At 70.5% G+C, this 14,437-nt stretch carries 17 protein-coding genes; 5 read left to right on the plus strand and 12 right to left on the minus strand.

The window, feature by feature from the left end:
• Positions 1 to 121 precede the first annotated feature (121 nt).
• Positions 122 to 748, plus strand: coding sequence for a superoxide dismutase (locus ACQPXM_RS34235; protein ID WP_432941740.1), 627 nt, complete (start codon positions 122 to 124; stop codon positions 746 to 748).
• A 129-nt stretch (positions 749 to 877) separates the two neighbouring features.
• Here ACQPXM_RS34235 and ACQPXM_RS34240 read toward each other — a convergent pair whose 3' ends face one another.
• From ACQPXM_RS34240 to ACQPXM_RS34250, 3 genes are all read right to left on the minus strand, one after another.
• The gene (locus tag ACQPXM_RS34240; protein WP_432941742.1) at positions 878 to 1,324 is read right to left on the minus strand and encodes a YdeI/OmpD-associated family protein; all 447 of its coding nucleotides are present in this window, start codon (positions 1,322 to 1,324) and stop codon (positions 878 to 880) included.
• Positions 1,321 to 2,106, minus strand: coding sequence for an alpha/beta fold hydrolase (locus ACQPXM_RS34245; RefSeq protein WP_432941745.1), 786 nt, complete (start codon positions 2,104 to 2,106; stop codon positions 1,321 to 1,323). Before ACQPXM_RS34245 ends, ACQPXM_RS34240 begins: the two co-directional genes overlap by 4 nt.
• 90 nt (positions 2,107 to 2,196) lie before the next feature.
• Positions 2,197 to 3,453, minus strand: a complete 1,257-nt coding sequence (locus ACQPXM_RS34250) for an RNA polymerase sigma factor (RefSeq protein ID WP_432941748.1) — start codon at positions 3,451 to 3,453, stop codon at positions 2,197 to 2,199.
• Positions 3,454 to 3,644: 191 nt separating this feature from the next.
• On the opposite strand from ACQPXM_RS34250, the gene ACQPXM_RS34255 reads away from it, so the two are divergent.
• On the plus strand, positions 3,645 to 4,019 hold the full coding sequence (locus ACQPXM_RS34255; protein WP_432941751.1) for a YciI family protein: 375 nt from the start codon (positions 3,645 to 3,647) through the stop codon (positions 4,017 to 4,019).
• A gap of 58 nt (positions 4,020 to 4,077) precedes the next feature.
• Here ACQPXM_RS34255 and ACQPXM_RS34260 read toward each other — a convergent pair whose 3' ends face one another.
• From ACQPXM_RS34260 to ACQPXM_RS34270, 3 genes are all read right to left on the minus strand, one after another.
• Entirely contained in the window at positions 4,078 to 5,637 is a 1,560-nt protein-coding gene (locus ACQPXM_RS34260; protein WP_432941753.1) for an LCP family protein, read from the minus strand.
• A gap of 129 nt (positions 5,638 to 5,766) precedes the next feature.
• The gene (locus tag ACQPXM_RS34265) at positions 5,767 to 6,549 is read right to left on the minus strand and encodes an ABC transporter permease (RefSeq protein WP_432941756.1); all 783 of its coding nucleotides are present in this window, start codon (positions 6,547 to 6,549) and stop codon (positions 5,767 to 5,769) included.
• The gene (locus ACQPXM_RS34270) at positions 6,546 to 7,499 is read right to left on the minus strand and encodes an ATP-binding cassette domain-containing protein (RefSeq protein ID WP_432941758.1); all 954 of its coding nucleotides are present in this window, start codon (positions 7,497 to 7,499) and stop codon (positions 6,546 to 6,548) included. The genes ACQPXM_RS34265 and ACQPXM_RS34270 overlap by 4 nt, the downstream gene beginning before the upstream one ends.
• Positions 7,500 to 7,600: 101 nt before the next feature.
• Here ACQPXM_RS34270 and ACQPXM_RS34275 point away from each other — a divergent pair, with 101 nt between their 5' ends.
• A complete protein-coding gene (locus ACQPXM_RS34275; protein ID WP_432941761.1) occupies positions 7,601 to 8,368 on the plus strand; it encodes a TetR/AcrR family transcriptional regulator in 768 nt (255 codons plus the stop codon).
• Between the two features lie 11 nt (positions 8,369 to 8,379).
• Here the strand turns inward: ACQPXM_RS34275 and ACQPXM_RS34280 are convergent, their stop codons facing one another.
• The 3 genes from ACQPXM_RS34280 to ACQPXM_RS34290 form a co-directional block, all read right to left on the minus strand.
• On the minus strand, positions 8,380 to 9,054 hold the full coding sequence (locus tag ACQPXM_RS34280) for an SDR family NAD(P)-dependent oxidoreductase (protein ID WP_432941764.1): 675 nt from the start codon (positions 9,052 to 9,054) through the stop codon (positions 8,380 to 8,382).
• Between the two features lie 81 nt (positions 9,055 to 9,135).
• Entirely contained in the window at positions 9,136 to 10,011 is an 876-nt protein-coding gene (locus ACQPXM_RS34285; RefSeq protein WP_432941767.1) for a hypothetical protein, read from the minus strand.
• A 29-nt stretch (positions 10,012 to 10,040) separates the two neighbouring features.
• Positions 10,041 to 10,946 (minus strand): GntR family transcriptional regulator, encoded by a 906-nt coding sequence (locus ACQPXM_RS34290; RefSeq protein ID WP_432941769.1) that lies wholly within the window; start codon positions 10,944 to 10,946, stop codon positions 10,041 to 10,043.
• 111 nt (positions 10,947 to 11,057) lie between these two features.
• Between ACQPXM_RS34290 and ACQPXM_RS34295 the strand changes: the two genes are divergently transcribed.
• The gene (locus ACQPXM_RS34295) at positions 11,058 to 12,269 is read left to right on the plus strand and encodes an FAD-dependent monooxygenase (protein ID WP_432941771.1); all 1,212 of its coding nucleotides are present in this window, start codon (positions 11,058 to 11,060) and stop codon (positions 12,267 to 12,269) included.
• 53 nt (positions 12,270 to 12,322) lie between these two features.
• Here ACQPXM_RS34295 and ACQPXM_RS34300 read toward each other — a convergent pair whose 3' ends face one another.
• Together ACQPXM_RS34300 and ACQPXM_RS34305 are read right to left on the minus strand one after the other, a co-directional pair.
• Positions 12,323 to 12,913, minus strand: a complete 591-nt coding sequence (locus ACQPXM_RS34300; protein WP_432941774.1) for a TIGR03086 family metal-binding protein — start codon at positions 12,911 to 12,913, stop codon at positions 12,323 to 12,325.
• A gap of 202 nt (positions 12,914 to 13,115) precedes the next feature.
• Positions 13,116 to 13,268: a hypothetical protein gene (locus ACQPXM_RS34305; RefSeq protein ID WP_432941777.1), complete on the minus strand. Its 153-nt coding sequence runs from the start codon at positions 13,266 to 13,268 to the stop codon at positions 13,116 to 13,118.
• Between the two features lie 78 nt (positions 13,269 to 13,346).
• Between ACQPXM_RS34305 and ACQPXM_RS34310 the strand changes: the two genes are divergently transcribed.
• Positions 13,347 to 13,913, plus strand: coding sequence for an HhH-GPD-type base excision DNA repair protein (locus tag ACQPXM_RS34310; RefSeq protein ID WP_432941780.1), 567 nt, complete (start codon positions 13,347 to 13,349; stop codon positions 13,911 to 13,913).
• 1 nt (position 13,914) lies between these two features.
• Here the strand turns inward: ACQPXM_RS34310 and ACQPXM_RS34315 are convergent, their stop codons facing one another.
• Positions 13,915 to 14,295 carry a hypothetical protein gene (locus tag ACQPXM_RS34315; protein ID WP_432941782.1) on the minus strand — a complete coding sequence of 127 codons (381 nt, stop codon included), beginning with the start codon at positions 14,293 to 14,295 and terminating at the stop codon, positions 13,915 to 13,917.
• Positions 14,296 to 14,437: the final 142 nt, after the last annotated feature.

A 14,437-nucleotide genomic window follows, 5' to 3' on the forward strand; every position in this document is an offset into this window, starting at 1 on the left:
CTGGGACCACGCCGCCCCGCGTGGCGACTTGACCTCAACCGTGGTTGAAGTTTCAAGCTGGTGCCGCTGCAACAGGACATCGGAGAACCGGCCCCGCGCGGGCCCTGACGAAGGAGCAGAGTTGACCACGTACACGCTTCCCGACCTCACCTACGACTATGGCGCACTCGCGCCGCACATCGCCGGCGAGATCATGGAGCTGCACCACTCCAAGCACCACGCCACCTACGTGAAGGGTCTGAACGACACCCTCGAGAAGCTGGCCGCGGCTCGCGAGAGCGGCGACTTCGGCTCGATCGTCGGGCTGGAGAAGACCCTCGCCTTCAACCTGGGCGGGCACGTCAACCACTCGATCTTCTGGAAGAACCTGTCCCCGGAAGGTGGCGACAAGCCGACCGGTGAGCTGGCGGCCGCGCTCGACGAGGCGTTCGGCTCGTTCGACGCGTTCCAGGCGCACTTCACCGCGGCGGCGACGACCATCCAGGGCTCCGGCTGGGCGATCCTCGGCTGGGACGCGCTGCAGGGTCAGCTGCTGATCCACCAGCTGTACGACCAGCAGGGCAACCTGCCGGCCGGGCAGATCCCGATCGTGATGCTGGACATGTGGGAGCACGCCTTCTACCTGCAGTACAAGAACGTGAAGCCCGACTACGTCAAGGCGTGGTGGAACGTGGTGAACTGGGCCGACGCCCAGGCGCGCTTCGACGCCGCCCGCAGCAACGCCGGTGGTCTGATCACCGTCGTTTGATCCGTACCTGCAGCGTCCGGAGCACCGAGCTCCGGACGCACCGCAGGTCCCGCCGCGCTGCGCGCGGCGGGGGTGGCAGAGGGAGCCCGCCGCCCCGACGGCAAGGCGCTTCGCGCCTGCCGGCGCGCGTCAGCGCTGGCCGCGGCCTGATGCCAGGCGTTCGACCGCCTTCTCGATGCGGTTGCCGCGGGTTTCCGGTTTCTTCGCCTCTTCGATGCCCAGCACGAACCACCGGCGTTGGCTGTACGACAGCCCGTCGAAGAACTTCCGCGCCTCCGGTTGCGCGTCCAGCGCCTGCGCGAAATCCGCAGGGACGTCCACCTCGCGGGGTGCGGTGTCGAGTTCCAGTTCGACCTCGACCTCGTCGCCGCCCGCGACTCCGGCCGCCGCGCGGTTGTCGGCGCTGACGCCGACCATGTACTTGCCGCCCATCACCGCGATGGTGCTGCGGTAGGTGTGGTCGCCGATCGTCACCCGGACGGCCGGCTTCTTGCCCGCGCCGAACGACTCGACGATCTCCGGCGGCACCTCGATCCCGACCTTCGTCGTACCGACCAGCACGGTCCGGAACTTCATCGCGCACCTCCGAAGAACTCCTTGAGCGCCCGCGCCATCACGGCGGGGTCGACGTTGTGCTCCTGCCCGTCGAGCGTGCGGTGGCTGCCGTCGGCCAGACCGGCGACGACGGCCTGATTGCCTTCGACCATCCACGGCCAGGACGCGCCGCCGGTGAGCACCTGCGTCGGCACCTTCACCCGCCGTACGGCGTCGACCGGCACCGAGTAGTCGCCCATCACCGTCGCGTCGTACGCGAGCGTGTGCGCGATCGCCTCCTGCGCCGGCCACCACGGCGACGCCTTCGCCATCGCGACGAACTCCGGCGGCAACCCGACGATCTCCGCCATGAAGTACTCCGCCGCCGCGTCCCGCCGGCCCGCCGCGACGAAGTCCCGGAAGATGTCGGCCGTGTTCGCGGGCGGCCGCGGCCGTCCGCCTTCGAGGATGTACGGCGGTTCCCACAGCGCGAGCCGCTCGACCGGGCGCCCGGAGGCCGTCGCCAGCAACGCCAGCGCGGCACCGGACGACGTTCCGTACAGGCACGCCGATCCGCCGGCCGCGGCGAAGATCGCGTCGAGGTCCTCGAACTCCCGCTCGACCGCGTAGACCTTCGCGTCGCCGGAGTCGCCCCGGCCGCGGCGGTCGTAGTTGTAGACGGTGAAGTGCTCGGCCAGCAGCGCGGCCAGCGGAGCGTTCGACATCCGGTCGACCGAGCCGCCGCAGACCAGGACCACCGCGGGTCCTGTGCCGAGCCGGTCGAACGCGATCGCGGTGCCGTCCGCCGAGGTGACCTTCTCCATGAGTGCTCCTAGTGTCCGGGGCCGTCCTTCCGGCCTCACACCACTGCGTCGAACACCCATCTCCCGGATCGACACCCTTGCCGAGAGGTTTCAGCAGGCAGCAGCCCGGTCCAGCAGCAGCGCCCGCTCCCGCTCGTTCCGGGTCAGCGACGCGGCCCGCTCGAACTCCGCGCGCGCCTCCTCCAGCCGCCCGAGCTTGAACAGCAGATCGCCCCGAACACTCGGCAGCAAGTGGTAGTCCTTCAACGCCGGCTCGTCGAGCAGCGCGTCCACCGCGATCAGCCCGTTCTCCGGCCCGAACGCCATCGAGATCGCGACCGCGCGGTTCAGCTCCACGACCGGCGAGGGCACCACAGCAGCCAGTACGGCGTACAGCCCGGCGATGCGCGCCCAGTCGGTGTCCTCCGCCTCGGCCGCTCGCGCGTGGCAGGCGGCGATCGCGGCCTGCAGCAGGTACGGACCCGGTTCGCCTTCCAGCGCCCAGGCCCGGTCGATGCTCTCCAGACCGCGCCGGATCAGCAGCCGGTCCCAGCGGCGGCGATCCTGGTCGAGCAGCAGCACCGGCTCCCCCGACGGGCCGGTACGGGCTTTCGCGCGGGACGACTGCAGTTCCATCAGTGCGAGCAGGCCGTGCACCTCTGGTTCCTGAGGCATCAGCTCGGCCAGCAGCCGGCCGAGGCGGATCGCCTCGTCGCACAGTGCCGGACGCATCCAGTCGTCGCCCGCGGTCGCGGAGTACCCCTCGTTGTAGATCAGGTAGACGACCTCGAGCACCGACGAGAGCCGTTCCAGCAGCTCCTCTCCGGCCGGCACCTCGAAGCCGACCTCGGCCTTGGCCAGATTCCGCTTCGCGCGGACGATGCGTTGCGCGATGGTCGCCTCGGGCGCGAGGAACGCGCGGGCGATCTCGTCGGTCTTCAGCCCACCGAGCAGCCGCAGCGTCAGGCTGACCCGGGCGTCGGTGGTGAGCACCGGGTGGCACGCGGTGAAAACCAGCCGGAGCAGGTCGTCCTCGATGGTGTCCTCGAGAATCGCCTCCACGTCGTCCTCGACCGAGTCGCCTTCGATCTCCAGCTCGTGGCCCAGCTCGGCGAGCTTGCGCTGGTAGGTGTCCTTGCGCCGGATCAGGTCGATCGCGCGACGCTTGGCGATCGTCATCAGCCAGGCACCAGGATTTTTTGGTACGCCGGACTCCGGCCACTGCTCGAGCGCCGCGACCAGCGCGTCCTGGGCGAGTTCCTCGGCCAGGCCGACGTCGCGCACGATCCGCGCGACCCCGGCGACGATCCTGGCCGACTCGATCCGCCAGACCGCGTCGATCGCCCCGTGCGTGTCCGTCACCGTCACCCGACCGATAGAACAGCACGACCGGGGTCACGGCAAGGGCCCTCGCCCGAATCCGCGCCGGGCAGAGCGTGGAGTCGGGCGCAACCCTGAGCGGCGTACCGGAAATCGCGACAACGGGTGTGTCGATCCCCGGGTGACCCGGTCGACGTGAGAGTAAGTGTTCGACCGACGAGTAAGGGGAGTGGCAGCAGATGCGTTACATGATCATCAACAAGGCCGACGAGGCCAGCGAGGCCGGCCGGATGGTGAGCGACGAGGTCGCCGCGAACGTCGGCGCGCTGGTCGACGACCTGTCCAAGGCGGGCGTGCTACTGGTGGCCGAGGGCGTGCACCGCAGCGCGCTCGGCGCCCGGGTGAAGGTGACCGGCGGCAAGCGCACGGTGACCGACGGCCCGTTCGCCGAGACCAAGGAGCTGATCGGCGGCATCATCATCGTCGACGTCCGCAGCAAGGACGAGGCGATCGAGTGGGCCGCCCGGCTGGCCGAGGCGCTGGACGACGAGGTCGAGGTCCGCCGCGTCGTCGACGAGGCCGACTTCGGCCCGGACTCGGACCTGTTCACCTGATCGTCAGGACGTCTTTGGTCAGCTCGTAGAGCCGGCGGGCGTCGGCCTGCTCGCCGGCTCAGCGCCCGTTCTGGGCGCCGGTTGGGTCGTACGCGCACGCGTCGCGCAGATCCTCGGTCGGACCGGGGGGCGTGGCCGCGGGCGCGCCGCCCGGCCGGTTGAGGGCGGTCGGCTTGCCCGGCGTCGGGGTGACCGGCGGCTGGGTGGTGGTGACCGGGTCGTGCTCCAGGGCCTTCGCGATCGTCTCGCGGAGGCCTGCGTAGTCGGGGTGCAGGTACTTCAGCCTGAGCTTGGACTGGTCCAGGAAGACGTTGGAGACGGTCGCCGACTTCACCCGCAGCCCGAGCTCGACCAGCGCCGGCAGCAACTCCTGCGGAATGTCGGTCCGCAGCAGGTTCTTGCCCGCGCGGGCGATCGCCTGGTACTTCGTGGCCAAGGTCTTCGGGTCGGCGGCGTCAACGATGCCCTTGATCGCGCAGCGCTGCCGGACCTGACGCTCGTCGTCGCTGGTGCCGTACCGGCCGCGGGCGAACCACAGCGCCTTGAAGCCGTCCAGGTGCTGGTTCGGGCCCGGCTCGAGCCACTGGCCGGGCGGGATGTGCGCGCTGCTGACGCCGCCCATCGCGACGCGTTCGTTGACGTTGACGGTGATTCCGCCGAGCGCGTCGACGATCTGGTCGAAGCCCTGCAGGTTGACCTGCAGGTAGTAGTCGATGTCCAGCCCGGTCGCCTCGCCGACCGACTGCTTGACCACGTCGGCGCCCTCGTTGTCGGACGGGCCGAGGATGCCGGGGTGCATGGCCGGGATGTTCTGGTACATCGCGGTCAGCATCCACTCCAGCCGCCCGGTCAGGCTGAGCCCCTCCCTGCCGAAGCCGTTCGGGTAGATCTTGTGCAGCGGCGAGTCCTTCGGGAACGGCATGAACATCAGCTGCCGCGGCAGCGAGATCAGCGCGGTGTCCCCGGTCTTGGTGTCGATGCTGGCGACGATCACGGTGTCGGTCCGCACGCCGGTCCGGCCCTTGCCGTCGTCCCCGCCGAGCAGCAGCAGGTTGAGCCGCGGCTTGTCCTCCCACGGGTCCTTGACGTTCACCGTCTCCGGCCGGGTCGCGCTCTTGCTCTCCCCCTGGGAGACGAAGACGTTCTCCACCAGGTCCCGCTGTGCCAGCACACTCTGTACGCCGAGCGCGGCCGGAGCGGTGATCGCGAAGCACAGCAACCCGACCAGGATCGCCCCGGCGGCCCGCCCGCCCGGTCCGCCCGTTGCCGGACGCAACAATCGGTGGGACGCGACGACGACCACGATCCAGCCGAGCGCGAGCACGCCGATCCCGATCGCGATGCCGAGCAGCCGGCTCGGGACGACGATCGACTGCGCGACGTCGTCACGGCGCCAGAACCCGGCGTACAGGCCGAGGCCGACCAGCACCAGGCTCAGCGTGAGCACGACCGCGCCGAGCCGGCGGCGGCCGCCGAGAATCAGCCCGCTTCCGGGCAGCAGCGCGCTGAGCAGCGTCAGGCCGAGGGACTGCGGCACGGTCTTGGCCGGGGTCCGCCGCTGTTCGGGCGTGCCGGTAGAACTCCCCGCTGCGCTGGTGGCGCGTGCACGACGACCCATGATTCCCCTGTCGATGCCCCGTGGCCTGGACACCAGGTACCCAGGCCGCACACTTCTTCAGACGTTGGGCGGGGTCGATCGGTTGACGTCGGGTCCAGTCTACTGGTGCACGCGCCACCCGCGCGGAAATCAGCGGGACAGGTTGCGGAACTTGCGCGCCGACAGCGGCAGGAAAACGGCCACGAGCAGTAGTGGCCAGATCACCGCGCCCGCCAGGGCATGCTCACCGATCCACGACTCGGCGGTCGCTCCCGGATTGCCGAACAGGTCGCGGGCCGCGGTCGCGGTGGACGACATCGGGTTCCACTGCGCGATCGTGCCCAGCCAGTCCGGCATCGTCGAGGTGTTGACGAACGCGCTGGACAGGAACCCGACCGGCCAGATCGCCACCTGGATCGCGGTCACGGACTGGGCGTTGCGCACCGACAGCCCGATGAAGATGCCGACCCAGAGCAGCGCGAACCGCAGCAGCAGGAGCAGCCCGAACGCCGCCAGCGCCTCACCCAGCGACTCGTGCCATCGCCAGCCGAGCGCGAGCCCGGCCGCCGCCAGGATCACCAGCGTGACCGCCGAGTCGAGCATGTCCGCGATGCACCGGCCGAGCACCACCGCGGCCGAGCTCATCGGCAGTGAGCGGAACCGGTCCGTCACACCCTTGGCCGCGTCGGTGGTGATCGCGGTCATCGTGCCCTCCAGTCCGAAGAGCATCGACAGCGCGAAGATGCCCGGCACCAGCAGTTCGTAGTACGAGCGTCCCTCCGGGCGCTCCATCGCTCCGCCGAGCAGCGCGCCGAACATCAGCAGCATCAGGATCGGGAAGAACCACCCGAAGATCACCACGCCGGGCTGCATCCGCCAATGCGTCAGCGTGCGCAGTGCGATCGTCCATCCGTCGGCCAGGGCCCATCTCATGCCGCCACCTCCGATCCGGTCAGGTGCAGGAACACTTCATCCAGGGTCGGTCGTCGTAACGTGATGTCCTCCGGTTCGATCCGTACGTCGCGCAGCGCGATCGCGACGTCCACCAGTGCTTTCGTGCGATCCCGGACCGGCACGCTGACCGTCAGGTCGTCGACCCGGACCTCGCCGTCGGCCAGCCGTTCGACCAGCGCCAGGACCTTCTGTACGTCGGCCGGATCCGCCAGCACCAGATCCAGCCAGTCGCCGCCGAACTGCGCCTTCAACTCGTCCGGGGTGCCTTCGGCAACTACTCGTCCGGCCCGGAGCATCGAGATCCGGTCGGCGAGCTGGTCGGCCTCTTCCAGGTACTGCGTGGTCAGCAGCACCGTCGTACCGGCCCGGACCAGGTCGCGGACGGCCGACCAGACCTCGCGCCGGCCCGCCGGGTCCAGTCCGGTGGTCGGTTCGTCGACGAACAACAGGGCCGGGGCAACGATCAGGCTGGCGGCCAGATCGAGGCGGCGGCGCATGCCTCCGGAGTACTTGCTCGCGGCCTGGTCCGCGGCTTCCCGCAGGGCGAACCGTTCGAGCAGTTCGTCCGCCCGGCTGAGGGCGGCCTTGCGGGACAGGTGGTTGAGCCGGCCGAACAGGACCAGGTTCTGCCGGCCGGTGAGGATCTCGTCGACCGCGGCGTACTGGCCGACCAGGCCGATCCGCTTGCGGACCTCCTGGCCCTGGCGGCGCACGTCGTACCCGGCGACGGTCGCCCGGCCGGAGTCCAGGTCGAGCAGGGTGGACAGGATCCGGACCGCGGTGGTCTTGCCGGCGCCGTTCGGGCCGAGCAGTCCCACCACCGACCCCGCGCTGACCTCGAGGTCGAAGCCGTTCAGGCCCGCTCCCTCGGTGCCGCCGGGGTAGTTCTTGCGCACGTCGTCCGCGACGATCACGCGTTCTGTGGACACTTGCACCTCGTTTTCGCCGTTGCTGCTTCCGTAGGCCGTACCGTACACCGTACGACTCAGGTACGATCGGGTCAACGACGAGCGGTTGGAGTTTGTTCCCGGTGAGTGCGAAGAAGTCCGCGGCGCCCGATCCGGCGCGCAGTCTGGCCCTGCTCTGGGGCAGCCACAGCAAACCCGGGCGCTCCGGGCTGACCGTCCGGGCGATCGTCGAGACGGCGATCGAGCTGGCCGACGCCCACGGGCTGGAGTCGGTGTCGATGCGGCAGATCGCCGAGCAGCTCAAAGCCGGGACGATGTCGCTCTACACGCACATCCCGGGCAAGGGCGAGCTGACGGACCTGATGTTCGACACCGTGTACGCCGACCTGTACGCCGACGTGGACGAGCCGGCCCGGCAGCCGGGCGGGTGGCGCGGCGGGATGGAGTTCGTCGCGCGGCGCAACTGGGAGGCGCTGATGGCGCACCCCTGGATCCACGAGGTGCCGGCGATCCGGAACGCGCTCGGGCCGAACATCACGTTCAAGTACGAGGCGGAGCTCCGGCCGCTGGACGGACTTGGGCTGACCGACGTGGAGATGGACTCGGCGCTGACGCTGGTCCTCACCCACGTCCAGGGCACGGCGCGGGCGGCCGCCGAGCATCAGCGGACCCAGCGCGAGAGCGGGCTGACGGATCAGGAGTGGTGGCTGACCACCGGCCCACTGCTCGACCGCTACATGGCCGGGCTTGCCGATCGCTTTCCCGTCGCCGGGCGGGTTGGGACCGCGTCGGGCGAGCAGCACCAGGCCGCGCTCGACTCCGACCACGCGTTTCGCTTCGGCCTGGACCGGATCCTCGACGGGATCCAGCTGCTGATCGACCAGCGCTAGGGAGCCACGTCCTAGACCGGGATGTGGGCTCCGGTGATCGCGTCGGAGTCGATCAGGAAGCGGATCGCGGTGGCGATCCTTTGCGGTGGCGTCCAGCGCGAGGTGTCGGCGTTCGGCCGGGCCGCGCGGTTCGCCGGGGTGTCGATGGTGCCGGGCAGGATCGTGTTCACCCGGATGTGGTCGCCGGCGTACTCGGTCGCCAGCGCGTCGGCGAAGGCGATCACACCTGCCTTCGCGGTGATATAACCCGCCGCCCCGGAGAACGGCTTGAGCGCCGACTGACTCGACGTACAGACGATCGACCCGCCGCCGTTGGCGATCAGATGCGGCACGGCGGCCTGCGTCATCAGGTACAGCGGCCGCAGGTTGAGCGCGAGCAGCCGCTCGAAGTCCTCCACCGGCGTCTCGTGCACCCGCTTGCCCGACGCGAACCCGCCGACCAGGTTCACCAGCGCGTGCAACGGCGCACTCTCCTCCGACGTCGCCAGCGCGACCACGTCCGCCGCCCCCGCCGGATCCGACAGATCCGCCAACACCGGAGCCAGCGCCTCATCCGCCCCGAGCGCAGCCAGCGACTCCTCACTCCGCCCCGGCACCACCACCCGCCACCCACCCGCGAGCAACTGCGCCGTCACCGCCCCACCCAAACCACCGGTGCCCCCGGCAACAATCACGGTCCGCTTCATCCGGGCAGCGTAATACGCTCGTCCAACCCCCTCCCGGCGGCTACCGTCGGACCGGCGACCGCGAGACCGACGAGTCGCTGATCACTCCGGCAGCGCCAGGGTGCGGCCCGCGTCGCGGGCGGCGTTGATGGAGCGGGTGAAGGTGTCTTTGAGGGCGGCGGCCTCGTCGGCGAAGCCCTGGACGACGGTGGTGTCGCCGGCGGGTTCGGTGCGGGCGAGGAGTTCGATGTAGCGGTCGCCGTCGTCGAGGGCGGCTTCGGCGCGGAGGGCGGCGTCGGCGGAGCGGACTCGGTCGGCGTACTGCTCGAGCAGCTCGACCTTGCGTTTGATCGCGTCGACCGATCGGCCGAGCGCACGTCGCTGGGGTCCCAGTACGGCGTCCAGTTCGGCGGTCGCCATGCCGCGGGCGACCTCCTGCTGGCGGGCGCGCAGGACCGACTGCTCGTGCAGGACCTGGCCGATGTCCCACAGCTGCTCGGGCAGGACCAGTTCGTTCTGCATGTCGTCGAGCAGGCCGCGTTGGGTGACCGTTGCCTCAAGCACCGTTTTGACCGCGCGCTGGGCGCGGGTCAGCAACCGGATCGCCGGTTCGTCGAAGTCCTCGGCGAGCAGGTAGTTCCCGTGCTGGCGCCGGACCGCCTTCCGCCCGCGGTCCTCGACTGCCGACCGCACGGCGACGGCACCGGTCGCGACCACCGCCAGAGCGGCCAGCGCGACCGAGCCCCACGCCGCGACCTCGGTCGGCAGCGCGACCGCCATGACGATCAGGGCCAGGATCCATCCGCCGACGCAGACCGCCACCCAGACCAGCAGCGTGCCGAAGGTGTTCCCGGGCGCCTCCGACCACGACGTACGCCGTTTCGGCCGCGGCTGACCGGCCGGCACGAACAGCTCAGGTCTGCGCTCGAACAACCGGCGTACCTCCATCGGCACCCCGGGCGCGAACACCGGCTCCATCGCCACCTCCAGCTCTGGACGAACGACACTCAGCGTAGCCGCGCCCGCACCCGTTCGAGTTGTACGCCCAGCCCGTCGAGCACGAGTTGCAACCCGAACTCGAACCACCGGTCCAGGTCGAAGTCGAAGGCGAACCCCTCGCCCAGACTGCGGAACCCCGCCATGCCCGCCGCCAGGACCGCGAGCCGTTCCGCCTGCTCCTCGCCCCATTCGTCGGCGGTCATCCCGGTGTCCTGCTCGGCCAGCGCTTCCGCCTCCAGGCTCAGCGCGACGCTGCGCACGTACCCGAAGACCGTGATCGCGGTGTACATCGCCGTGTCCGCATCCACCGAGAACTCGGCGACAGCCCGCAGAACGGCGTCGGTGTGCGACAGCAGACTCGGCAGCATCTGCGGCCGGCTCAGCGTGATCGCGCCCGGCAACCACAGATGACGCCGGTACGCCGCCCACTGCAACCGCGCGGCCGTCTCGATCCCCTCACGCCAACTCGCCGGCTCACCCGGCGGGACCGGGAAGTCCGCGAACGCCCGGTCGACCATCTGCAGCACCAGCGAGTCCTTGCCGCCGACGTGCCGGTAGAGGCCCATCGTCGACACGCCCAGCTCGCTCGCGATCCGCCGCATCGACAGCGCGGCCAACCCCTCGGCGTCGGCCAGCGCGATCGCGACCCGGACCACCTCGTCCCGGCTCAACGCCGGATCGGCCGACCGGACCGGCGTACGGCGAGCAGGCCCGACCACCGTGCCGACCCCAGGCCGCGAGTGCACCAGGCCTTCCTGCTGCAGGGTCGTCAGCGCCTTGGTCGCGGTCGCCATCGCGACGCCGTACTCGCGCACCAGCTCGCGGGTCGACGGCACCCGGTCGCCCGGGGCGAGCTCACCAGTGCTGATCCGTTTCCGGATCGCGGCAGCGATCTGCTGGTACGGCGCGCTCATCGTCCTCCTAGTGCCCTAGTGCACCCGGCGCCTGGACTGGACGGCGTCTCTGCCGACGCGGCACCGTTGCTGCGTACACCGTACAGCGCACTACCTCGAAGGGACATCACGATGAAGGTACTGATCAGCGGAGCCGGAATCGCCGGACCGGCCCTGGCGTACTGGCTGCGGCGCGCCGGCCTCGAGCCCACCGTGGTCGAGCTCGCCGCGGCACCCCGGCCCGGGGGCCAGACCGTCGACATCCGCGGCATCGCGCAGGAGGTCGTCCGCCGGATGGGCCTGATGCCCGCGGTCAAGGCTCGCCGCCTGCCGGAGAAGGGACTCGCGTACATCCGCGCCAACGGCAAGCAGGCCGCAGCCCTCCCCGCCGAAGTGCTCGACGGCGCCGGCCCGGTCGCCGAGATCGAGATCCTCCGCGGCGACCTGTCCGAGATCCTGCTCGCCGCGACTCCGGACGTCGAGTACCTGTACGGCGACTCGGTCACCGGCCTGACGCAGACGACCGACGGCGTCCGGGTGAGCTTCGCGACCGCGGCCGATCGGGACTTCGACCTGGTCGTCGGCGCCGACGGCGTGCACTCACGGATCCGCGCGCTCGCCTTCGGGCCTGAGGCGGAGTTCGTGCGCCACCTCGGCGGCTACGGCGCGTACTTCACGATCCCGGCGCCGGAGGACCTCGACGGCTGGATGAAGATCCACAACGCGCCCGGCGGTCGCTGGGTCGGACTGCGCCCGGACCACGATCCGCGGTTCGCCCGCGCGCTGCTCAGCTTCCGCTCCCCCGAGATCAGCTACAACCGCCGCGACGCCGAGGAGCAGAAAGCCCTGCTGGCGCGGCGATTCCACGGCACCGGCTGGCACACGCGGAAGGTTGTCGACGGGATGCGGGCGGCCGAGGACTTCTACTTCGACAGCACCAGCAGCGTCGTCGTACCGGAGTGGTCGCGCGGGCGGGTCGTGCTGCTCGGCGACGCCGGGTACTGCGGTTCCCCGCTGGCCGGCCACGGTACGGCGATGTCGCTGGTCGGCGCGTACGTGCTGGCTGGGGAGCTCGCCGCGGACGGCGATCACCGGCGCGCGTTCCCGGCGTACCAGGAGGGGATGCGGGAGTACGTCGTCCAGCGCAGCGCGTTGCCGCCGGGTGGGATCGCGATGGCGATGCCGATGAGCGCGCTCGCGATCCGCGCCCGGGACCTGATGATCCGGACGATGACGTCCCGGCCGTTCCGCGGCGTCCTGGCGAAGGTCGCCGCGGCGGAACCGGACGCCATCGAGCTCCGGGACTACCCCGCGCTCACTCCGGCCCGCCACACCGCACCTTGAGCACCGCTCAGCTGTGAACTGGCTGCCCCATGCTCAAGGCGTGTTGGCTGCGTTCAGTCGAGCGGTGAGACCCAGTCGGGGTTGCGGCCGAGCAGGGCCAGCAGGGTGTCGAAGTCGGAGGCGTCGCCGGGGACCTTGACCGCGCGTTCGAACGCGGCGCCCGGGCCGCGGCTGCTGTCGGTGTCGGGGATCCGGCGGGCCAGGCCGAGCGCCATCTCGACCATGTCGAGCGGCGGGTCGTACGGGATGTCGATCGCCTTGGCCAGATCCCAGGCGTGCACGATGCAGTCGAGCTGGTGGAAGGTCAGCGCGACCCGGCGCGGGAACGTCCCGAACTCGCGCACCTCGATCGGCCGGTCCAGCGCGCCGCCGTCGGCGAACGCCTCGGCGACCTTCACGTTGGACCGCCGGTAGGCACCCGCCGGGTTGTCACCCAGGCGCCCGCCGTTCCAGGTCTGCACCGGCGCCGAACCGTTCGCCGCCGCGGCGGCGAAGCCCTCGTTGTCGCTGACGATGTGCCGCAGCAAACCGCGGACGGTCCAGTCGGGACAGGGCGTCGGGAACCACAACTGCTCGGCCCGCACCTGCATGACCACCTCGCCGAGCACCGCTCCGGCCCGTCGATCCAGATCCCGGACGTCCATCCGCACCCCTTCCCGTCGGCCTGCCCTTGCCGAGCATAGGCCCGCCCTCGGCGTCCCGCCGGATGTCCGGCGTGGATCCACGGGTTAACCCGCACGCGGGTGGGCGCCGTCTGCGCGGCTGCCGTACGGCGGGATGCGGGCGCGCGGACAGGCGGTGTGACGGCGGGTGCGGCGCGCGGACGCTCGGTACCCCGGAGCCGGATCAGCCGAGGTCGCGGACGCCGACCGCCAGGTCCTGGTCGATGTTGCGCCCGGCGTCGGGGTCGCCCGGCGCGGTCCCGGGCACCGACACGACGGTGTCCTCGATCCGGATCGGGTCCGGCAGCCGGCGGTAGTCGTTGACGGCCTCGCTCATCGGAACCTCCGGACTCGGGCGGCGTGGACCTCCAGTGTGCAGTACGCCGAGGTCCTCGCGACGTGGAATCATGCCGGTATGGGCTTCCAGATCGCCAACGAACCAGAGGCCAACCAGGTCCTCGACCAGTACCCGTTCGCCGTTCTGGTCGGGATGATGCTCGACCAGCAGTACGGCATGGAGCACGCGTTCCGTGGCGGCTGGAAGGTCCTGAGCCGCTTCGGCACTCTCGACCCCGCCGCGATCGCCGCCGCGGACCCCGAGGAGTTCAAGATCCTCTGCAGCCAGCCGCCGGCGATCCACCGCTTCCCCGGCTCGATGGCCGCCCGTCTCCAGGAGCTGGCGGCCCTGATCGAGTCCAAGTACGACGGTGACGTCACGCGCCTGTGGACCGAGCCCACCACCGGCAAGGAACTGCTCAAACGAGTCCAGGAGCTGCCCGGTTTCGGCAAGCAGAAGGCGCAGATCTTCGTCGCCCTGCTGGCCAAGCAACTCGGCGTCAAGCCCGACGGCTGGGAAGCCGCCGCCGGCGACTACGCCCTGGACGGCTATCGCTCGGTCGCCGACGTGGTCGACGCCGACTCCTTGCTCAAGGTCCGTGAATACAAGCAGGCGAAGAAGGCCGCCGCCAAGGCCGCGGACTGATTCAGCCGAGCTGCCCGATCCGCGCGACGGTGCGCTCGGCCTTCGGGCACACCCAGCTCGGCCCACCGTCCGCCAGCCGCACCTCGAGCGGATGCGACTCCGGATGCTCCGGGCACTCCGGCCAGGTCGCAGGCATTCCGAGCCGCCCGAGTTCCTCCAGCACGAACTCCTGCACCTGGTCAGCCACGTGCACGACCCGCTCGTCCGCCGCCAGGAACCGCGGCGCCAGCAATCCGGTCCGCGCCCTCCGCCCGGACAGCAACCAGACCGACTCGTACAGCGGATCGTCGTCTGCCTCGTCCAGCACCCGCAGGGTGATCCCGCCGGTGCTCGCCAGATCTCGCACGACCAGGTCCAGCGCGGCCTGAAGGGATGAACTCACGCCGTCAGTCTGTCAGCGGGGTCGTCGACTCCTCAGTGCGGACCTGCACCACCCACCAAACGACCTCCGGAGCCCGGTCGGCGACCGCCGCCAGGCGTGCCGAAGGCGTCGGAGCGGGAGTTGGTGGGTGGTGCAGATACAC

The organism is Kribbella sp. CA-253562 (assembly GCF_050942265.1).
In the GTDB taxonomy this organism is placed as follows: domain Bacteria; phylum Actinomycetota; class Actinomycetes; order Propionibacteriales; family Kribbellaceae; genus Kribbella.